Annotated in this window: 22 protein-coding genes, 1 pseudogene and 1 other annotated feature; of the genes and pseudogenes, 15 read left to right on the top strand and 8 right to left on the bottom strand. The window is 42.2% G+C overall.

Annotated features, from left to right (window positions below; genetic code table 11):
- Window positions 1-64: 64 nt before the first annotated feature.
- The 3 genes from QUF73_14870 to QUF73_14860 are packed head-to-tail and all read right to left on the bottom strand — an operon-like array spanning window position 65 to window position 1,486.
- A complete protein-coding gene (locus QUF73_14870; GenBank protein ID MDM5227484.1) occupies window positions 65-364 on the bottom strand; it encodes a putative quinol monooxygenase in 300 nt (99 codons plus the stop codon).
- A 21-nt stretch (window positions 365-385) separates the two neighbouring features.
- Complete coding sequence (locus QUF73_14865; GenBank protein MDM5227483.1) at window positions 386-1,021, bottom strand: nitroreductase family protein; 636 nt, start codon at window positions 1,019-1,021, stop codon at window positions 386-388.
- Window positions 1,022-1,057: 36 nt separating this feature from the next.
- The gene (locus QUF73_14860) at window positions 1,058-1,486 is read right to left on the bottom strand and encodes a MarR family transcriptional regulator (protein MDM5227482.1); all 429 of its coding nucleotides are present in this window, start codon (window positions 1,484-1,486) and stop codon (window positions 1,058-1,060) included.
- A gap of 514 nt (window positions 1,487-2,000) precedes the next feature.
- Between QUF73_14860 and QUF73_14855 the strand changes: the two genes are divergently transcribed.
- The 10 genes from QUF73_14855 (at window position 2,001) to QUF73_14810 (ending at window position 10,175) form a co-directional block, all read left to right on the top strand.
- Entirely contained in the window at window positions 2,001-2,171 is a 171-nt protein-coding gene (locus QUF73_14855) for a Fur-regulated basic protein FbpA (protein ID MDM5227481.1), read from the top strand.
- Window positions 2,172-2,281: 110 nt separating this feature from the next.
- A complete protein-coding gene (locus QUF73_14850) occupies window positions 2,282-3,334 on the top strand; it encodes a sulfate ABC transporter substrate-binding protein (GenBank protein ID MDM5227480.1) in 1,053 nt (350 codons plus the stop codon).
- A gap of 28 nt (window positions 3,335-3,362) precedes the next feature.
- Window positions 3,363-4,208: a sulfate ABC transporter permease subunit CysT gene (cysT, locus tag QUF73_14845; GenBank protein MDM5227479.1), complete on the top strand. Its 846-nt coding sequence runs from the start codon at window positions 3,363-3,365 to the stop codon at window positions 4,206-4,208.
- Window positions 4,209-4,283: 75 nt separating this feature from the next.
- Window positions 4,284-5,153 carry a sulfate ABC transporter permease subunit CysW gene (cysW, locus tag QUF73_14840; protein ID MDM5227478.1) on the top strand — a complete coding sequence of 290 codons (870 nt, stop codon included), beginning with the start codon at window positions 4,284-4,286 and terminating at the stop codon, window positions 5,151-5,153.
- A gap of 27 nt (window positions 5,154-5,180) precedes the next feature.
- On the top strand, window positions 5,181-6,254 hold the full coding sequence (locus QUF73_14835) for a sulfate/molybdate ABC transporter ATP-binding protein (GenBank protein MDM5227477.1): 1,074 nt from the start codon (window positions 5,181-5,183) through the stop codon (window positions 6,252-6,254).
- 26 nt (window positions 6,255-6,280) lie between these two features.
- Complete coding sequence (locus QUF73_14830) at window positions 6,281-6,436, top strand: YezD family protein (protein MDM5227476.1); 156 nt, start codon at window positions 6,281-6,283, stop codon at window positions 6,434-6,436.
- Between the two features lie 87 nt (window positions 6,437-6,523).
- Window positions 6,524-7,066 (top strand): NADPH-dependent FMN reductase, encoded by a 543-nt coding sequence (ssuE, locus tag QUF73_14825; GenBank protein MDM5227475.1) that lies wholly within the window; start codon window positions 6,524-6,526, stop codon window positions 7,064-7,066.
- Window positions 7,067-7,179: 113 nt separating this feature from the next.
- Window positions 7,180-7,950, top strand: a complete 771-nt coding sequence (locus QUF73_14820) for an ABC transporter ATP-binding protein (GenBank protein ID MDM5227474.1) — start codon at window positions 7,180-7,182, stop codon at window positions 7,948-7,950.
- Between the two features lie 71 nt (window positions 7,951-8,021).
- Window positions 8,022-8,816, top strand: coding sequence for an ABC transporter permease (locus QUF73_14815; protein MDM5227473.1), 795 nt, complete (start codon window positions 8,022-8,024; stop codon window positions 8,814-8,816).
- Between the two features lie 18 nt (window positions 8,817-8,834).
- Window positions 8,835-10,175, top strand: coding sequence for an LLM class flavin-dependent oxidoreductase (locus QUF73_14810; GenBank protein ID MDM5227472.1), 1,341 nt, complete (start codon window positions 8,835-8,837; stop codon window positions 10,173-10,175).
- A gap of 63 nt (window positions 10,176-10,238) precedes the next feature.
- Here QUF73_14810 and QUF73_14805 read toward each other — a convergent pair whose 3' ends face one another.
- The gene (locus QUF73_14805; GenBank protein ID MDM5227471.1) at window positions 10,239-11,258 is read right to left on the bottom strand and encodes an aliphatic sulfonate ABC transporter substrate-binding protein; all 1,020 of its coding nucleotides are present in this window, start codon (window positions 11,256-11,258) and stop codon (window positions 10,239-10,241) included.
- Window positions 11,259-11,474: 216 nt separating this feature from the next.
- A complete protein-coding gene (locus QUF73_14800) occupies window positions 11,475-12,110 on the bottom strand; it encodes a class I SAM-dependent methyltransferase (protein MDM5227470.1) in 636 nt (211 codons plus the stop codon).
- Window positions 12,111-12,357: 247 nt separating this feature from the next.
- Between QUF73_14800 and QUF73_14795 the strand changes: the two genes are divergently transcribed.
- Together QUF73_14795 and QUF73_14790 are read left to right on the top strand one after the other, a co-directional pair.
- Window positions 12,358-13,284 carry a cysteine synthase family protein gene (locus QUF73_14795; GenBank protein MDM5227469.1) on the top strand — a complete coding sequence of 309 codons (927 nt, stop codon included), beginning with the start codon at window positions 12,358-12,360 and terminating at the stop codon, window positions 13,282-13,284.
- Entirely contained in the window at window positions 13,281-14,408 is a 1,128-nt protein-coding gene (locus QUF73_14790) for a bifunctional cystathionine gamma-lyase/homocysteine desulfhydrase (protein MDM5227468.1), read from the top strand. Before QUF73_14795 ends, QUF73_14790 begins: the two co-directional genes overlap by 4 nt.
- Window positions 14,409-14,504: 96 nt before the next feature.
- Here QUF73_14790 and QUF73_14785 read toward each other — a convergent pair whose 3' ends face one another.
- The 3 genes from QUF73_14785 to QUF73_14775 form a co-directional block, all read right to left on the bottom strand.
- Entirely contained in the window at window positions 14,505-14,801 is a 297-nt protein-coding gene (locus QUF73_14785) for a 4a-hydroxytetrahydrobiopterin dehydratase (GenBank protein ID MDM5227467.1), read from the bottom strand.
- Window positions 14,798-16,528 (bottom strand): aromatic amino acid hydroxylase, encoded by a 1,731-nt coding sequence (locus QUF73_14780; protein MDM5227466.1) that lies wholly within the window; start codon window positions 16,526-16,528, stop codon window positions 14,798-14,800. The genes QUF73_14785 and QUF73_14780 overlap by 4 nt, the downstream gene beginning before the upstream one ends.
- A 91-nt stretch (window positions 16,529-16,619) precedes the next feature.
- Window positions 16,620-16,827, bottom strand: a binding site (T-box leader).
- Window positions 16,828-16,929: 102 nt separating this feature from the next.
- Complete coding sequence (locus QUF73_14775; GenBank protein ID MDM5227465.1) at window positions 16,930-17,184, bottom strand: YiaA/YiaB family inner membrane protein; 255 nt, start codon at window positions 17,182-17,184, stop codon at window positions 16,930-16,932.
- A gap of 593 nt (window positions 17,185-17,777) precedes the next feature.
- Here QUF73_14775 and QUF73_14770 point away from each other — a divergent pair.
- From QUF73_14770 to QUF73_14760, 3 genes and pseudogenes are all read left to right on the top strand, one after another.
- Window positions 17,778-17,987 (top strand): annotated as a pseudogene (locus QUF73_14770) (class I SAM-dependent methyltransferase).
- Window positions 17,988-18,120: 133 nt separating this feature from the next.
- Window positions 18,121-18,273, top strand: coding sequence for a hypothetical protein (locus QUF73_14765; GenBank protein ID MDM5227464.1), 153 nt, complete (start codon window positions 18,121-18,123; stop codon window positions 18,271-18,273).
- Between the two features lie 13 nt (window positions 18,274-18,286).
- Window positions 18,287-18,994, top strand: a complete 708-nt coding sequence (locus QUF73_14760; protein ID MDM5227463.1) for a DNA alkylation repair protein — start codon at window positions 18,287-18,289, stop codon at window positions 18,992-18,994.
- The last annotated feature ends 25 nt before the right edge of the window (window positions 18,995-19,019 follow it).

Raw genomic sequence — 19,019 nt, 5'->3', positions numbered from 1 at the left:
AAACTGTATATCCATTATAAAACGCTTGGGAATTTTATATCCCAAGCGTCTTTTTCTGCATAATTTACTTTTTATCTACAGACTGTGCATCATACACCTTCACCTGAGGAGGAGCAGAAAAATATTGAGGAGCTTTCGCTGTAAATGAGGTAAAATGTTCCGTCTGGTTGTGGAACTTAACAGCGTCCATATCCTTCCACAATTCCATCATGGTATAGGAACCTGCTTTTTCTGTATCTTTTACCAGGTCATAAGAGATATTGCCTTCTTCTGCTCTGGAAGCCTCGATCAGCGGACGGATTTCAGTCAGAAAGTCATTTTCTTTGTCAATTTGGATTTGAAAGCCAGCATGGATAATGATCATGATATATTTCTCCTTTGTGAGTTATTTCCACTCTGTGATATCTTCAACAGGCAGGCGGACAGATTTATAACCCTGATCAGCGGCTTTGCCGATTGAGATAAGCATGACAGGGTAGTAGCGTTCCTTGTCCAGATGGAATGCTTCAGCGATGCGGTCTTTTTCATAGCCTCCAATTGGGTTTGTATCATAGCCATGGGCACGTGCAGCAAGCATGAGCTGCATGGATACGAGACCAGCATCGATCAGGTTCATATCTTTCTTTTGCTCGAATGTCATGTTTTCCACTAAACCTTTGATGGATGGCACCTGCGTGTCTCTTACATCAGCTGGCATGTATCCTTTTTCAACAGCTGTATCATAAATTTTTTCAATGAATGCTTCACTCTTCATATCAACAAAGACGGCAATGACAGCTGCTGATGTCTCTACTTGCCTTTGATTAAATTTTGCAAGCGGTGCCAGTGTTTCTTTGCCTTCTTTTGAATCGATCACCACAAAGCGCCATGGCTGCAGGTTAACAGATGAAGGAGCCAAAGATGCTTCCTCCAGGATTTCAGCCATTTCTTCTCTGCCGATTTTGACTGTTGGGTCATAATTGCGGATGGAACGGCGGCCTGTGACGATTTCTTTAAAGTCATTGCTAATGGTTTTATTCATGATTAACTCTCCTTTATGTTTTTCTGGATGTAAAAATTACAATCTATCTACATTTTCCTGGATGCGTGTGAGCATGTTTAATAGTGTGCTTCGCTCAAGTTCCGAAAAGCCGTTCAGGATTTTGGAAATAAACCGTTGCTTTTCTTCACAGTAAGCAGCAATTTTCGTTTTGCCTTCCTCTGTCAGGCTGACGTAAGTAAAGCGGTTATCTTCAGGATTTTTCCTGCGGATCACCATGCCCTTTTCTTCAAGCTGCTTAAGGTGTCTAGTGACAGCAGCATGATCGATATTCACCTTTTTCTGAAGCTCCCGCTGCGTAATTTCTTCCGATTCAAAAAGCTCCCGAAGAATCTCAAGCCGTGACTGACTGATGCCTGTACAGCGTTCAAACTTCGGCATTGTCTGCTTAGTGAGCTCAAACAGCCGGGCGGCAATTAATTCTTCTTCCTTAGAACATTTGAACACAGCATCCCCCGCCTTTTAGATAATTGATAGGTCAATTATTGATGCATCAATTACTATAATGTAAAATTTTTTTAAAGTCAAATATATTAGCTGGAGTAAATCAGGATTTTAGTCGGAATGCCCTATGCTTGCTTATAGCAAAAAGAAAAGGAAGCTAAATTGAGAAAAAGCAGAAAAAAGGATTGACTTTTCTAATAATTCATTGTAAATTCATTTCTAATAAGAACTTCAAATCAATCGCCGATTGGAAAACCAAAGGCCCTTCTGTTCTATAGGAACCGCAGGGTCTTTTTTTACACCATTATTCCGAGTAAACCGCTGTGTATTATGGGTATTACTTTCTTTCTGGGGGTGAATGGAAAAAAGAAATTTATGAGTAACATATGCAATAAAAACCGAGTAATATGATTAAGATTATAGGTTTAATAGGAATTATGATTGTTCGCTGATTGGTCAACCAAAAGCACTTGCAGCAAAGGGAGCTATTGATTGAGTAAATCAGGGAGGGAGTTAGGTGTCAAAGCATTTAAGAAAGGCAGTTGAAGGCAGAAAGAGATATTTAATTAACAGTCTGATAAGTGCCGGAGTATTTAAGAAAGGTGAGCACCATCTGTTTGAGTTAACCTTAACTGACCTTGAGCGGGAATACGCCAATAGCATGACCAGGCAGGGAGAGAAAGAGTGATGCCAAAGAGAATATGGAGCTGATCAGATAAACTGAAGGCCGGTGCTTAGTGAACTAAGCATGCGGTCTTTTTTTATAAAGACAATCAAAAGGGGAGATTTTGGATGGGTATGAAGAAGAATTCTTTTATAGGTTTATTGGCAGCAGGTTTGCTGGTTTTGTCTTCTATTACAGGATGCAGTCAGGAAAGCGGTGGAAAAGCAGAGGGTGGAGGCAGCTCAGGCAAGGATCCGACAGAACTTTTGAATGTTTCCTATGATCCGACACGAGAGCTTTATCAGGAGTTCAATCAGGAGTTTATCAAGTATTGGAAGGAAGAAACAGGGCAGGATGTGACGATTCAGCAGTCACATGGCGGTTCCGGAAAGCAGGCAAGATCGGTCATTGACGGGCTTGAAGCGGATGTGGTCACTTTGGCGCTTGCCTATGATATTGATGAAATTGCCAATAAGCGGGGAATCATCGATAAAGACTGGCAGAAAAGGCTGGATGATAATTCTACTCCTTATACATCCACAATTGTCTTTTTGGTCAGAAAAGGGAATCCAAGAAATATTCAAGATTGGGATGACCTGACCAGGGAAGATGTTTCGGTGATTACACCTAATCCGAAAACATCAGGAGGAGCAAGATGGAATTATCTTGCGGCATGGGCCTATGCGAGCAAGCAGTTTAATGGAGACGAAAAGCAGATCAAAGATTTTGTGAAGAATTTATATCAGAATGTGGAGGTTCTTGATTCAGGGGCACGTGATTCAACGAATACATTTGTTCAGCGGGAGCTAGGAGATGTTCTTATAGCTTGGGAAAATGAAGCCTACTTATCCATCAATGAGCTTGGAAAAGACAAATTTGAAATTGTGAATCCATCGATCAGTATTCTTGCGGAGCCGCCAGTAGCAATCGTGGATAAAATAGCAGAGAAAAAAGGAACGGCTGAAGCAGCAGAAGCTTATTTAAAGTATTTATACAGTGAAACCGGACAGGAAATTGCAGCAAAGAACTATTACAGACCGAGAAATACTGAAGTGCTGAAGAAATACGCCGACCAGTTTGCTGATATTGAATTTGTTACAGTAGATGAAGAATTTGGAGGCTGGCAAAAAGCACAGGAAACCCACTTTAATGATGGCGGAACATTTGATGAGATCTATCTCCAATAAACAGCATGAGAATGAGAGGATTCAGGTGATGGGGTTGAGGAAATCAAAAAGAACAGATTTCAAAAAATATAGTGTACTGCCGGGCTTCGGCTTAACAATGGGGTACACCATGCTTTATCTTAGTATTTTAGTTTTATTGCCGATGTCCATGATCATCTTTTATAGTTCGCAAATGGGCTGGTCTGAATTTTGGAACACGGTGCTGGATCCGAGAGTAGTGGCCTCCTACAAGCTGAGTTTTGGTGCGTCTTTGGCAGCTGGTTTAATTAATATGGTATTCGGTGTTCTCCTGGCCTGGGTTCTGGTCAGATATTCTTTTCCAGGCAAGAAGATCATTGATGGTCTTGTAGATTTGCCCTTTGCTCTTCCGACGGCAGTTGCAGGTATCGCCCTGACAACTGTATATGCACCTAATGGATGGGTTGGAAGTCTGCTGGGATTTAAGGTGGTTTTTACGCCGATCGGGGTGGTGATTGCCCTGACATTTATCGGGCTTCCATTCGTAGTTAGAATGGTGCAGCCTGTTCTGCAAAGTCTTGAAAAAGAGGTGGAGGAAGCTTCTGCCTCCCTTGGAGCAAGCCGCTTTCAGACCTTCAGAAAAATCATTTTCCCGGAATTGCTGCCGGCTGCACTGGCAGGGTTCACCCTTGCCTTTGCAAGGTCTCTTGGGGAATATGGGTCAGTCGTTTTTATCTCGGGAAATATGCCCATGAAAACCGAAATCACGCCACTGCTGATTATGACGAAACTTGAGCAATATGATTATGCAGGTGCTACAGCCATTGCTGCTGTCATGCTGGTCGTGTCGTTTATACTGTTATTTATTATCAACTTTATTCAATGGTGGACGAACAGAAAGTTTATTTCGCATTAGGCATAGAAGACGCCGTTTTAAGTGACTTTCCGGCTGCTGCAGTTTTGTTTTTTCTATAAAGAAAGGGGTGGTGATATGGGCGGGAATATACCTTTGAATTTTACGAATACTCCGCTTAGGAGCCCGAGAGAAGCAAAGGATCCCAGATGGGTTCAATGGCTGTTAATCAGCATTGCTTTAACATTTTTGGGGTTGTTTCTGATCTTGCCGCTGGTCACGGTTTTTGTTCAGGCTTTTGAAAAGGGATTTGCGGTTTATCTGGAGGCAATTACGAATCCGGAAGCATTATCCGCGATTAAGCTGACCCTTCTGGTAGCGATTATTGCCGTTCCGTTGAATGCCGTCTTTGGAATCATGGCAGCCTGGGCAATAACCAAGTTTCATTTTAAAGGAAAGAACCTGCTTATCACGCTAATTGATCTTCCGTTCGCTGTTTCTCCCGTCATTGCCGGCTTAATTTTCGTTTTGCTGTTTGGCTCTCAGGGGATTTTCGGAGAATGGCTTTTTGAGAGGGATATCAAAATAATTTTTGCTGTGCCTGGTATTGTACTTGCGACGATCTTTGTAACGATTCCCTTTATTGCAAGGGAACTGATTCCACTGATGCAGGCGCAGGGAACGGCAGAAGAGGAAGCATCGATCACTCTTGGGGCAGGAGGATGGAAGACATTTTGGCATGTAACCCTGCCTAATATCAAATGGGCTCTTCTTTACGGCATGATTCTCTGCAATGCGCGTGCCATTGGCGAATTTGGAGCGGTTTCGGTCGTATCCGGCCATATAAGAGGGCTGACCAACACAATGCCCCTGCATATCGAAATCCTATATGGCGAATACCAATTCGCTGCTGCGTTTGCTGTTGCTTCTTTAATGTCGATAATGGCCATTTTCACACTTATTATAAAAAACATTCTGGAATGGCATGGAAAAAACAGAAGAGCATAGAAATCATAGAGGTTAGGGGAATTCAGAATGAGTATCGTTATAAATTCCGTTTCCAAAGCTTTTGGGGCTTTTCAGGCATTGGAAAAAATCAATCTTGAAATCCATACAGGAGAGCTGGTTGCCTTATTAGGCCCTTCGGGTTCAGGGAAGACCTCCCTGCTGCGGATTATTGCCGGTTTAGAGGCAACTGACCAGGGTTCTATATTTTTTGATGGTGAGAACATTACCGGCATTAATGCTAAAGAACGAAAAGTCGGATTTGTCTTCCAGCATTATGCACTGTTTCGCCATATGACAGTATTCGATAATATCGCTTACGGGCTGAAAGTAAGGCCCAGGAAAGAACGGCCAGGCAAAAAAGAAATCGAGAACAAAGTTCATGAGCTGCTGGAGCTAGTGAAGCTGAAGGACTTGGCGAAGCGTTATCCTTCCCAGCTATCAGGCGGACAGCGCCAAAGGGTTGCTCTTGCAAGAGCTCTGGCGGTTGAACCTAAAGTGCTTTTATTGGATGAACCATTTGGGGCCCTTGATGCGAAGGTCAGAAAGGAGTTAAGAAGATGGCTGAGAAGACTCCATGATGAATTTCAGATTTCGAGCATATTTGTTACGCATGATCAGGAAGAAGCGTTGGATGTTGCTGACAAGATTGTCGTGATGAATCAGGGGAAAATCGAGCAAATCGGGACACCGGAGGAAGTATATGATCATCCGCAGACCCCCTTCGTATATGACTTTTTAGGGAGCGTCAATTTATTCAAGGGAAGGCTGAAAAATGGAAAGCTGAACCAAGGTGATGTGGCATTGGAAATTCCGGATTGGGCAGGCTCAGATAACCTGGAGGCAGTAGGCTATGCAAGACCGCATGATATCAGCATCAGCAGAGAAGGATCTAATGATGATGCAGTGCTTGCAACCATATCCCACTTGCATATCGTTGGACCAATTGTGCATATAGAACTTGTCAGGAAAGACACCAATGATTATCTGGAGGCCGAAATTCCAAAAGAAAAGTATCGCAGGCTGGCATTGAATGCTGGAGAAGAAGTATTCATTAAACCCAAGCAGCTCAAAATCTTCACACCTGAAGATTTTATCATTTAATTTATTTAAGGAAGGGAGTATGTACAATGGCAAAAATCACGCCTGAGTATGAAAAGTATATTTTATCTTCTATTAAGGATATTGATTATGGGTCAGTCGTCATTACCCTTCATGCAGGGAAAGTGGCCCAAGTGGAGATAACTGAAAAAATACGGGTGGAGTCTAATAATGGGAAGAGATGATTTTTATTTTTGGTTTTATTCCTAGTTTGTTAATAGGTATTATAGGATAATGTTGTGCAGGGATAAATGAAAGAAAGGATGGCGTTCATGAGTTATTTTATTGCCGTATCCGGAAGTCCGTCAGCCGTATCAAGGTCTTCCATACTAGTAAACTATTTGCGGAAAGAATCTGCTAAACAAGGGATTCCTGTAAAGGAATACTCTGTACTTGATTTTCCGGCCGATGTCCTGATTGAAGGGCGGTATGACCATTCTTCCATTAAAAAGCTTTCTGAAGAAATAAAGGAAGCAAGCGGCATCATCATTGTATCTCCAGTATATAAAGCTGCTTATACAGGTGCCCTGAAAGCATTGCTGGATATTCTTCCGCAGGACTCTTTTAAAAATAAGCCTGTTTTTCCATTAATGGTTGGAGGAAGTCCTGCCCATCTGCTGGCAATTGATTATTCCTTAAAGCCTTTATTGGCTGCCCTAAGCGCCCAGACGATCTTAAAAGGGGTGTATCTCACCGATCAATATGTGGATAAAGAAGATTTCGAAAATCCGATAAAAAATGAGGAGGTGCTTGAAAAAATTACAGATCAGCTTAAGCAGTTAATAGCCATCTCCCAAAATACCAAAGCTGTATAATAGCAGACAGTCATTCGACCGGACTCCCGGAGAAGACACGATTTCTATTTTCATAGAACGTGTCTTTTTTTATTAAACTAGCAGGTGAAAATTTTAAAGGAGGGAGATTTCAAATGGCTTTTTTAGAGATCAGTCATTTAAATAAGACGTTTCATTCAGAAAAAGGAGAAATTCATGCTTTAAATGATATTCACATGGCCGTTGAGGATGGCGAATTAATTACAATCATAGGGCCCAGCGGATGCGGCAAAAGCACATTGCTGAAAATCATTGCCGGTCTTGATAATGATATATCAGGTTCTGTGAGAATTGACGGGAAGGAAGTAAAAGGCCCCAGTGTTGATAAGGGATTTATTTTTCAGGAGCCAAGGCTATTTCCCTGGCACACGGTAGAGAAAAACATTGCTTCCAACTTCACATTAAGAAATAAAGAAGTGAGAGATAAGGTTAAAGAATTTATTCAGCTTGTTAAGCTGGACGGATTCGCCAAGGCTTATCCAAGAGAGCTTTCAGGGGGAATGGCGCAAAGGGCAGCCATCGCCCGCGCCCTTCTGCGCAATCCCAAGGTATTGCTGCTGGATGAACCGTTTGGTGCTCTTGATGCGTTTACCAGGTCCCATATGCAGGAAGTTCTTCTGGATATTTGGCAAAAAAATAGAACCACCATGCTTTTTGTTACCCATGATATAGATGAAGCTATTTATCTTGCAGACCGGGTAGTGATCATGAATGCAAGACCCGGCTCCGTCCAAAAAGTGATACAAATCGATCTGCCCCATCCGAGGAAAAAATCAAATAAGACATTTCAGGAATTTCGCCAGCTTATTTTAAATGAATTTGAAAAGACAGATGAACTTGAATTAATGGATCGAGCAGGAATCTAGCGGAGGTGTATGGATTGAATAATAAAGCAGACTGGGCACACCCGACGGCATTTGAACAGGGCAAAGAGAAATTGAGAATAAAAGAATTAAAGGGAAGAAGTGATAAAAAATTTGGCGTGTTCTTAAGAGGAATGATATTTCCATTTCTTGTACTGCTCATCTGGGAATTTGCCGGCTATTATGATCTAATCTCGGAAACACTCCTGCCAAGGCCAAGCAGCATTTTCAGCTCATTTATCGAGCTTCTGACTGCAGGCAATCTTCTTTACCATTTTCAAGTCAGCTTTCTGCGGGCTTTGGGAGGGTTTCTCATCGGAGGAACACTTGGATTGCTTGCTGGTTTAGCTGTCGGCTTTTCAAGCAAGGTGGAGCATACGCTGGATCCGACGCTGCAAATGCTTCGGACCATTCCGACTCTTGCAGTCATTCCGCTGTTTATATTGTGGTTTGGTTTTGGTGAAGTCTCCAAGGTGCTTCTTATCGCAAAAGGAGCTTTCTTTCCGCTCTATGTCAATGCTTTCCTTGGCATACGCAGTGTGGATGCAAAATTGTTTGATGTTGCCAAGGTGCTTGAATTCAGCAGATGGAAGCAAATCACGAATTTGATCCTTCCTTCGGCCCTGCCTAATATCCTGCTTGGGCTTCGCCTTGCACTAGGTGCAGCATGGCTGGCGCTGGTCGCAGCGGAACTCATGGGGTCAAGTGAAGGTATCGGATATTTAATTACGGATGCCAGACAATTTTCACAGACAACGGTTGTATTTGTAGGAATTATTATTTTCGCTGTATTTGGAAAGGCTTCGGATTCGTTTGTAAGATACTTTGAAAGAAAATGGCTTAAATGGCGGGAGAGCTATAAAGGCTAAAAGTGGAGGCGGGATACAATGGGAAATCGTAAAATGAACCTGAATTTATTTTTAACAAGCATGGGACACCATGAGGCCGCATGGAGGCACCCTTCATCAGATCCAGAGCGGGCACATGATATTTCTTATTATCTGGAGATTGTTCAAAAAGCGGAAGAAGCAAAGCTGGATTCTATTTTTCTGTCTGACAGGTATTCGGTATCGACAAGTGCTGTCAAGTACGGAGAACTGGGCGGCGGAGGCTTTGAACCTCTCACTCTATTATCCGCCTTGTCAGCTGCAACAAAAAAAATCGGACTGATTGCAACGGTCTCGACTACTTTTAATGAACCCTTCAATGTGGCCAGAAGGTTTTCTTCCCTGGATCATTTAAGCAAAGGCCGTGCAGGCTGGAATGTGATTACGTCTGGGACAGATGCAGAAGCGAATAACTTTAATCTCGAAAAAATACCAGAACACAGGGAGCGCTATAAGCGTGCCAAAGAATTTGTAGAAGTGACTAAAAAGCTATGGGACAGCTGGGAAGAAGGGGCGTTAGTAAGGGACAAAGAAGCGGGGATTTATTCCTTGAGTGATAAAGTGCATGAAATTAACCACAAAGGGAGCTACTATTCGGTAAAGGGCCCGTTAAACAGCCCCAGAACACCACAGGGGCATCCTGTCATTGTACAGGCTGGCTCATCCAAAACGGGCATAGATTTTGCTGCACAATTTGCTGAGGTGGTCTTTACAGCACAGCAGTCACTTTCTGAAGCACAAGCATTTTACAAAGCATTAAAAACAAGGGCTGCAGAATTTGGACGAAATCCGGAGAACGTCATCATCCTTCCGGGCATTTGCCCGATAATAGGGACAACAGAAGAAGAAGCGAGAGAAAAGGAAGCAGAGCTTCATAATTTGACCAATCCCGAGTATAGTCTATTACAGCTTTCCAATCGTATTGGCATTAACTTAACAGGCTATCCATTGGATGGCCCGCTGCCTGAATTGCCGGAAATTCAGCAGATTCAGGGGCATCAAAGCCGGACAAAGCTTATCCGGGATCTGGCAGAGAATGAACATCTGACCATTAGACAATTGCTTCTCAGGCTTGCTGGCGGCAGGGGGCATTATACGATTGCCGGGACAGCTGAGCAGATAGCGGATGAACTTCAGCTATGGTTTGAAAATGGGGGTGCTGATGGATTTAACATCATGCCTCAGCTAATGAGTGAAGGCTTTTCAGATTTTGTTCAAAACGTTATTCCTATTCTTCAAAATAGGGGCCTTTTTAGAACAGAATATACAAGTGAAACCCTGCGAGGCAATCTTGGGCTGCCCTTTCCGGACAAAGTTCAAAATGTTCATCCAGCAGGGTAAGCTAAAGAAGAACCCCGCTCAGGTTAATTTCAGCGGGGTTCTTCTCTTTGGGTTAATAAATGGTTATTTGTATTCTTTTAAGACTTTCTCAATATAAGAGTTATCAACAACTTCAGAAACATTGATTTCTTTGTTGAGTCCTCCCAATTCTAATAGAAGTGCAGCAGATTCCTGCTGTGTCTCCACAATTTCCGGACTGATTGGTGTATTGGCCGGAACGGAGTTTTCCAGCACTCTCGCAATAACTTCTTTATCCGTATTCTTCAGATCTGCATATATTTCGATTGCTTCCTTTTTGTTTTCAAGCTGCCATCTTGTTGCTTTCTCCGTTACCTTAAGATAAAGTTCGACAAGTTCAGGATGTTCTTTTGCGAATTGTGTACGGACAATTTGAAATCCGGGGCTGAAGGTTCCGATCGTTTCACCATTTGCGATGACTTTTGCGCCGTTTTTGACCACTTGAATGGACTGATAAGGTTCCCAGATTGCCCACGCATCGACTTTCTTCGTTTCAAAAGCAGGCTGTGCCTCATCAGGCTGAAGTTGAATGATTTCCAATTCTGACGGCTTGATGTTTTCCTTTTCCAGAAGGCGGTAAAGGAGGCCAAATGAACTGCTTCCTTTTGCAACCGCCACTTTTTTGCCTTTTAAATCCTTTACGGATGTAATAGGGCTGTCTTTAGGCACCAGAAGAGCATCTCCTCTCTCTCCGGTGCTGGCAACGGCAATCTCTTTAAAGCCAATCCCGCCGCTTTGACCGGCAATCACCGGGATATTTCCAACACGTCCAAAGTCAATGCGGTTAGATGCAATTGCTTCAAAGTAAGAAGGACCACTTTGGAATTCCGCCCATTTTACTTTTACTCCTGCTTTCTCAAACTCTTCTTCAAACCAGCCTTTGTGCTTGGCTAATAGAATAGGCCAGATGCTTTGCTGGATTCCTATTGTAACTGTTAGTCCGTCTTCATTTTTTTTATCATCAGAATCGCTTCGTGTGCTTGCCGATTGTGCCTGGCATCCGGCCAGCCATCCGATCAGGAATACAAAAACAACAAAAGATTTCACATACTTCCAGCTATTCATTTTTCAATCCCCCTAAACGTTTTAAGTTGTAAACCCGCTTTGTTCCATCTCACCCGCCTTTTACACCGATAACAACAAAGGCCCTGCGGGGATAGCTATTTGCTATTCCGCAGGGCCTTCAGCAGACTGATCGGCAATATATTAATAATAACCATATTTTAATTCTTATAATTCCTATTTGTCAAGTTGGTTTTATGGGGTGGCAACACCAAATTTTTAAAGTTTTAAAGCATATATGAGCCACACAAACCGATTGAGCTGTTTAAACTGGACTGAAAAATCATTGGATTGAAAGATCTCATCTAATACAGGAATTGTTGTATAATATTCAGTTTCCAGGTCCTGTGCAAGGCTGAGAAAATGGTTCTTTTTTGCCTCTTTAATGACAGCCTGTTTATCCTCTTCACTTTCAAAGACGGTATCTGCAAAAATCACTTTGCCGCCCTTTGAAAGCAGAGAGCTGTATTTTGTGATGGCTTCAGCTTTTTCGGTGTCCTTTAAGTGATGGAAAGCGTAGGTGCAAACGAAGGCATCTATGGGACCATTTATTTGGAAATCCAGAAAATCACCATTTAATAACGGAACATTAGGCAACTTTTCACCTGCTATATCCCTCATGGCTGCAGAAGGTTCAATTCCAGTTACATTAGCCCCTTTTTCCAAGAGTTTCTTAGTTAAATTGCCAGTGCCTACACCAAATTCAATTACATTCCCATTCACATGATTGGCAACCTCTTGAAGGATATGTTCATAATTCAAAAACACCTCTTGATATTCAAGGTCTTTACCCGTAACAGCCTGATCATAGGATTCTGCCCAATGGTCAAACAAATCTATAAATTCACGGCCCATTGAAAAATCACTCCTTATAATTCTTATAATACTTATTGGTATAGTATGAATAAATATCTCGCTTGGCAACTTTGGAATTTTCCTTAAATCTCGTCGCCAGATGATTTTTTAGCCGATAATTGACAAAAAACATTTTAAAACATACTATACAAGTAGGAATAATAAGAATTAAATGAAACGTAAGAAGTATCCAAAAAACGCAATGGTGAAGAGTAACCATTCTTTGTGAAAAACAGAGGTGCTGACGATGAATTATTACAGCAGTGTGAAAGAACTGATTGGGCATACCCCTCTTGTGAAAATCAAACACTATGCTGTTCCGCAGGGAGTAAATGTTTTCGCAAAGCTTGAATATTTTAACCCGGGCGGCAGTGTAAAGGACCGGTTAGGACAAAAGCTGATTCAGACAGCGATTGAGGATGGGCTTCTCCCGGAAGATGGCGCTGTAATTGAACCGACTGCAGGGAATACAGGGATCGGCTTAGCGCTGGCTGCTATTGGAAAGAAGATCAAAGTCATCTGTGTCGTACCTCAAAAATTCAGCATTGAAAAACAGGAACTAATGAAAGCGTTAGGGGCAGAAGTTATTAATACGCCGACTGAAGAGGGCATGGAAGGCGCTATTAGGAAAACACATGAATTATTGCAGGAAATTCCTAATTCCTATAGTCCTCAGCAATTTAGCAATGAAAATAACCCACAAACGTATTATGAAACATTGGGACCTGAGATTTTCGAAGCGTTAGATGGGAAGATTGATATTTTTGCAGCAGGAGCAGGGACTGGCGGTACGTTCATGGGCTGCGCCAGATTTTTTAAAGAAAAGAATCCAAAGATAAAGACAGTTATTGTCGAACCTGAAGGCTCCATTTTAAATGGCGGAAAGGCAGGGCCGCATCGAACCGAGGGAATCGGGATGGAGTTTTTGCCACCGTACATGGAAACAGACTTATTTGACGCCATTCATACAATTTCAGATAAAGATGCCTTTAAACGAGTGAAGGAGCTGGCATTGCTGCAAGGATACTTAGTTGGAAGTTCGTCAGGAGCTGCTTTCGAAGCAGTATTGAGAGAAGCTGAAAATGCTCCGCCTGGCACGAATATTCTCACGATTTTTCCTGACAGCAGTGAGCGGTATTTAAGTAAATCTATTTATGAGGAGGATAAACAATGAGAAAGAAAACACAAATGATTCACGGCGGCATCTCCAGGGATGAACATACAGGTGCCGTTTCCATACCTGTCCACCATGCCAGTACCTTTAAACAAGATGGTGTGGGCAATTTCGTTTATGAGTACGCAAGAACCGGAAATCCGACAAGGCATGCACTGGAGGAATTAATAAAGGATTTGGAAGGCGGATACCGCGGCTTTGCTTTCGGTTCCGGCATGGCAGCTATCTCTTCTGTAATGCACTTATTTTCAACAGGAGATCATGTTATTTTCACAGATGATGTGTATGGCGGGTCCTATCGGTTAGTGACAAAGGTTTTGACGAAATATAATGTAGATGTAACCTTTGTGGATACAAGTGATTTGGCTGCTGTGGAAGCGGAGATACAGGAAAATACAAAAGCCATTTATGTTGAGACGCCAACAAATCCATTGCTGAAGATTACAGACTTGGCCGGAATCTCCAAGCTGGCCAAATCCAAGAATTTGCTTATGATTGTGGATAACACCTTCAGTACACCTTACTGGCAGAATCCAATTGAACTGGGAGCTGATATTGTCCTGCATAGTGCCACCAAATATATAGGCGGACATAGTGATGTTGTTGCCGGGCTGGTTGTGGTGAATTCCGAACAGCTTGCAGCAGATATGCACTTCATCCAAAATTCAATCGGTGCTGTTTTGGGGCCGCAGGATAGCTGGCTATTAATCAGGGGAATTCGGACACTGGCAATTCGGATGGAGGAAATTGAAGAAAATGCGAAAAGGGTGGCACATTTTCTTGCCGATCATCCGCAGGTTTCAAAGGTTTATTATCCAGGTTTTAAAGATCATAAAGGGTATGACATTCACTCGAAGCAGGCACGGGGCTTTGGCGGAATGATTTCCTTTGATGCCGGAACCGGTGAAAAGGCAGAAGAGGTGCTGAAAAAAGTAAAATACTTTACCCTTGCAGAAAGTTTGGGAGCAGTTGAAAGCCTGATTTCCCTTCCAGCCAAAATGACGCATGCATCGATTCCGAGAGAACGCCGTCAGGAATTGGGTATTACAGACGGCCTGATCCGCATTTCGGTTGGCCTGGAAGATGCTGAAGATTTAATTGAGGATTTGCAGTCAGCGCTATAGGAATAAGCCCCAGTTAGTTTTCATTCTAAATGGGGCATTCTTTTTATTCTTTGTGGTTGGGGATTTATCTTGCCTCATGAGTAGGTACTTATTTTTTTAGTAATGGTCTGCAAGATAAACATCATCTATCTGCCGGGTTAACTTAAAATCCAGACTTGTCAGCCCATTTTCACTCCAGGAAGTGAGGGAGACGATCACCATTTTGTATTGAATGGTGATAAAAGGATGATGATTTTCTTTTTCGGCAAGGTCCGCTATTTTATTTACGAATGCGATACCTTCTAAATATTCTTTGAAGCGGTAACGGCGTTCAATCCATTTGCTGTCTTTTCTTTTCCAGTCCGGCAGTGTGGATAGGTGCTGGGCTATTTCTTCTTCACTTAATCTTGTCATACTGTGACATTCCTCCGATCAAAGATGACATCAAGTCCGTTTTGAATCAGGCGGACATAGCGTTCTTCCTTACTTAACTTTTCAAGCTGGTCCAGGAGCAGTTTTTTCAAAGGCGATTCTTTGTCATGCTTTTCAAGCAATTCCAGAACTTCCAGCTGAAGCAGCCATTCTTCCGGGAACTCATCGAGAATTTTTCCAATAACACTGTGAAGAAGGACATCCTGAGGGAAATTCGTTTCCCGGATTTGCCTTACTTCCCCATATAATTCTTCCAGAAGCGTAAGGATTTTTCCTTCTTTTTGGCTTTCTTCATTCATAACGGGTTCCCCATGGAATGCAGCGTAATCCGCTGCGATTGGCCGTGCAGAAACAATCTGGCTGCCTACAGCTAAATCATATGTGCCCCAAGTGGGATGGAACAAGATTTCTTCTCCCTTTTTGACGAGACATTCTTCAAGTGATATTAAAATAAGAGAATCATGATTAAATAATAGATTCGTCACATGGCCGGAAACTTCTATACCGCTTTCGAAGGTGATTTGCATCATTTTGTTCATCTCGATGCCGAGCTTCTTCAGGCTCTGTTCGGTCTGCTTTTCAAGCTGAATGCGGCCTGAAAGTTTTCCGATTGGCGCTCCAAAGCCGTCATTGTGAATATTAGGACCATGATGATTAATTTGTTCATTTTGGATCGATAGGGCACTTGGCCCTGACGTTTTGACATAGATGGCTTCACCTTTTGCATCCTTTATGATTTCTGTGAACAAACCAGTAAGCTGAATGCCTGAATTGTATTCTATGTGAGCAACCTGGCTTGAAGCGATTGCTTTCTCGATGGCTGACGTGCCGCCTTCACGGAAAGCCATTGTTTCTCCGAATATAGTTACTTCCTCAATCAATTGTTCAAAACTTTCGCATACAAATAGCTGAGTCTGCATAGATGTAACGTCATAGCTGGTGTTTATTGCGTCTTCAATTGTGAACCTGCGCTTCATCACCTGATCGGACAGGCAATGTTTGCTTTCGCCTACAGATGACAGCAGTCCTGCACCGAAGATTTTTGGCTGCTGCAGATCGCCAATCAGGCCAAATTCGACTGTCCACCAGAAAATCCGGGAGATTTGCTCAGCTTCAGAAAGTCCTTTTACGTGCTGCTGTTTTTCCTTTAATTGCTGTTTGGCTGCTTCAATTTCTTCTTCAGTTGAAGCAGGGCTTTCCATGACAATTGATAAATGCCTGGTTGCTTCAAACACCTCATGTTCTTCTTTTGTCGCAAAAGCGTTGGCGCCGATATTTCCGATTAATTTAACAAACTCTGAGTATGTTTCATCAAATAAAATCGGCGCATGCCCCGCGGCTTCATGGAGAATGTCAGGAGCGGGTGTGTATTCGATATTGGTCTTCTGGCGTATATCCGTTGCAATTGGAAGGATGCCATGCGCTTGAAAATCAAAAAACGCTGTACCCGGAATCAATCCGTCGACAATGACAGCTCCCCAGCCGATTTTATCTAAATGATCGTTCATTTCACTTACCCTTGGAATGCTGTCAATGGAAATGCCGGACGACTTCAGGCCTGAAGTGAATGCATCATGGGCGATGTCCTCAAGGAAATGATGGTTTTGCCTCATCACATATCTCCAAACTGCATGATCAATGGGGCTGTATGCATTGTAATGCTGCTGGGCTGTAAAAGGACGTAAGTGCAGGGGTATCGATTTCTTCATTTGGTATGTCTCCTTTTAATAGTTTTTATGCTTAAACGCTTTTAAGTGCGAAAGTGAACGGATATAAAAAATCCCTGCTGAATTTTCATTCAGCAGGGACGAATTTATTCGCGGTACCACCCTGATTGTAAGTATAGAACTTACCACTTCACAGAATAACGGCTAAACCGTCTTATTTCAGAAAAGAAATAAGAAGCTCCAGAAACGTAATTCGTGATCTCCTGTGTACTGGTTTTCAGCACCACCAGCTCTCTGCAACAGGGAGGATATCACTACTTCAATTCCTTCAAAGCATTTAAGTATTTGGATGCTTTATATCTTAAACGCTTTTAAGTGTTAAAGTCAATACCTTTTTATTTTAATCAAAAGAAAAAGCCCAGAAGCATTTCTGAGCTTGTGTATTATTGCTCAATTTTAGCTGATCTGCGCTCCTGCTCTGCCATGATTTCCGCATCTTCTGCATTGTCCCGTGTTACTTTCTGAGTAAGAATGGAACCAACCGCCACCAGGAGCATGACCGCAATATAATACCCTTTTTCATTAAGCTCCATATCAGCATTGTAAAGTCCTATCAGAAACAAACCGACACCGGCAATCAGTGTAAAGTATGCTAAAAATGTAAAAGCCGGTGTGTTTCTCCTTCTATACTTTTGCATGTGCTTCAATCCCCTTTTTCCATAACATATTTTCTCGCTGTAAGGTCTGCACCCTAATATGCAGATGTAACATTTTATTCTTTATGAATTAAAATTATCCTTTTTTGTAAAAAAATGCAACAAGAATTCATGAGCGTTTTTTCCCGTTTTTAATTTCGTTAATAATTCACATATTTTAGAAGAAATGTTTGTGTAAAAAGGTTTAAATAAGGAGAGAGTCTATAACTAGTATTTTTCTATTGTTTGGAAGGAGGTATAGATTTGTTAGCTAATATTGGTGTTCCGGGACTGATTCTGCTTTTACTTTTACTGCTGATAGCAAGTGGAATTTTTTTTGTTTACCGGCTGTTTAAGAAATAATGGATATGAGGTGGCAAAAGTGCACTATATTTTATTAATCGCAGTAATAGGTTTGCTGATTTATATTCTTTTTCGCATGCTTAAGTCCAGAAGAGACATATCAGGCAGTAACTTTACCCCAATTCATGACATGGATAATGGGCTGGTCGGGAAAAGCAGCAGGGACCCCAAAGAATTGAAGCTAGAAGTGAAACTTCATATGAAGATAGAAAGGAGAAATAAATCGGGATATTATGAAAAATACAGAAGAATACAATGTTCCGATTTTATATGATAAAGAGAATAAATCCTATCTGCTGAAATGGGCTTCAAAAACGGGTGGGCCCATCATAGATTTAGCCTGCGGGACAGGACGGGCGACCATTCCGCTGGCCAGGAAGGGCCATCATCTGATTGGAGTTGATGCCCATAGTGGAATGTTAGACCTTGCAAGGGAGAAATCAATGGGGGTGTGTCAGCAAATATGATCATGAGGGGTTGGTTTGAAGGAATCTATTCATTCTCCTGTTTGTCAGCATACAGATTTTCTGGGCAGTGACGAAATTAATCCATAATCCGTTTGTTGGAAGAAAATTAATGACTGCTGTTGAAAAGCTCAACTTAGCCACAATATATAGCTTATTTTTTCCTTTACGTAACTCTATTCAGCTTGGTGACAAGAGCCTTTTAAGGGGAAATTGGCTTAAAGTAAATGAAAAAGCCGATAATGAAAAGGCGGCTATTGTTTGAAAGGGTGAAAGAGATGACTTACGAAGAAATCATGCAAAAGCTAGAGGAGCTTGGTACAGAGCAAACGAAGCGGATCTTCATGAATCACGGGGCGAAGGAACCTTTTTTTGGCGTGAAGGTTGGAGATTTGAAAAAGCTGGTGAAGCATGTAAAGAAGGATCATGAGCTGGCACTTCAATTATATGAGTCAGGAAATCATGATGCGATGTATTTGGCAGGGCTATCTGTCAATCCGAAGCTAATGACAAAAGAGACTTTACAGGGTTGGGCTGAGAAGGCATATTGGTACATGGCTGCGGAGTATACAGTTGCCCAGGTGGCAGCGGAAAGTAATTATGCTCTAGAATTGGCCCGAGAGTGGATCAAATCGGAGGATGAAATGGTTTCGGTTTGCGGCTGGAGCACGTATTCCAATTATGTATCGATCACACCTGATGATGAGCTGGATGTCAGTGAAATAAGAGCATTATTGAATAAAGTTAAGAATACCATTCATGAAGAAAAAAACCGAGTAAGGTATGTGATGAATGGCTTTGTCATCTCAGTGGGCTCTTATGTACCGGAGCTGAATGCGGAAGCAAAGAATGTCGCTGCGCATATCGGAAAAGTGCATGTGGATGTCGGAAACTCTGCCTGTAAAGTTCCTTTAGCCAAGGAATATATTGAGAAGGTGGAGTCGAAAAAGCGGGTTGGGTTTAAGCGGAAGTCTTGTATATGCTAAGAAACCCTTAGAAGACAGGCATGGG

Origin of the sequence: Cytobacillus sp. NJ13, from assembly GCA_030348385.1 — a bacterium.
GTDB lineage: Bacteria > Bacillota > Bacilli > Bacillales > Cytobacillaceae > Cytobacillus.
Note: the sequence above shows the minus strand (reverse complement) of the source record. Positions and strands in the feature narration are given on the sequence as shown.

Excerpts from the sequence above, each read along its gene's own strand:
- QUF73_14810 (MDM5227472.1), top strand. The coding sequence starts at position 8,835 with ATGGGAAATCGTAAAATGAACCTGAATTTATTTTTAACAAGCATGGGA.
- QUF73_14830 (MDM5227476.1), top strand. The coding sequence starts at position 6,281 with ATGGCAAAAATCACGCCTGAGTATGAAAAGTATATTTTATCTTCTATT.
- QUF73_14780 (MDM5227466.1), bottom strand. The coding sequence starts at position 16,528 with ATGAAGAAATCGATACCCCTGCACTTACGTCCTTTTACAGCCCAGCAG.
- QUF73_14835 (MDM5227477.1), top strand. The coding sequence starts at position 5,181 with ATGAGTATCGTTATAAATTCCGTTTCCAAAGCTTTTGGGGCTTTTCAG.
- QUF73_14805 (MDM5227471.1), bottom strand. The coding sequence starts at position 11,258 with ATGAATAGCTGGAAGTATGTGAAATCTTTTGTTGTTTTTGTATTCCTG.
- ssuE (MDM5227475.1), top strand. The coding sequence starts at position 6,524 with ATGAGTTATTTTATTGCCGTATCCGGAAGTCCGTCAGCCGTATCAAGG.
- QUF73_14850 (MDM5227480.1), top strand. The coding sequence starts at position 2,282 with ATGAAGAAGAATTCTTTTATAGGTTTATTGGCAGCAGGTTTGCTGGTT.
- QUF73_14790 (MDM5227468.1), top strand. The coding sequence starts at position 13,281 with ATGAGAAAGAAAACACAAATGATTCACGGCGGCATCTCCAGGGATGAA.
- QUF73_14785 (MDM5227467.1), bottom strand. The coding sequence starts at position 14,801 with ATGACAAGATTAAGTGAAGAAGAAATAGCCCAGCACCTATCCACACTG.
- QUF73_14820 (MDM5227474.1), top strand. The coding sequence starts at position 7,180 with ATGGCTTTTTTAGAGATCAGTCATTTAAATAAGACGTTTCATTCAGAA.
- cysW (MDM5227478.1), top strand. The coding sequence starts at position 4,284 with ATGGGCGGGAATATACCTTTGAATTTTACGAATACTCCGCTTAGGAGC.
- QUF73_14765 (MDM5227464.1), top strand. The coding sequence starts at position 18,121 with ATGACTGCTGTTGAAAAGCTCAACTTAGCCACAATATATAGCTTATTT.
- QUF73_14795 (MDM5227469.1), top strand. The coding sequence starts at position 12,358 with ATGAATTATTACAGCAGTGTGAAAGAACTGATTGGGCATACCCCTCTT.
- cysT (MDM5227479.1), top strand. The coding sequence starts at position 3,363 with ATGGGGTTGAGGAAATCAAAAAGAACAGATTTCAAAAAATATAGTGTA.
- QUF73_14800 (MDM5227470.1), bottom strand. The coding sequence starts at position 12,110 with ATGGGCCGTGAATTTATAGATTTGTTTGACCATTGGGCAGAATCCTAT.
- QUF73_14775 (MDM5227465.1), bottom strand. The coding sequence starts at position 17,184 with ATGCAAAAGTATAGAAGGAGAAACACACCGGCTTTTACATTTTTAGCA.
- QUF73_14870 (MDM5227484.1), bottom strand. The coding sequence starts at position 364 with ATGATCATTATCCATGCTGGCTTTCAAATCCAAATTGACAAAGAAAAT.
- QUF73_14760 (MDM5227463.1), top strand. The coding sequence starts at position 18,287 with ATGACTTACGAAGAAATCATGCAAAAGCTAGAGGAGCTTGGTACAGAG.
- QUF73_14865 (MDM5227483.1), bottom strand. The coding sequence starts at position 1,021 with ATGAATAAAACCATTAGCAATGACTTTAAAGAAATCGTCACAGGCCGC.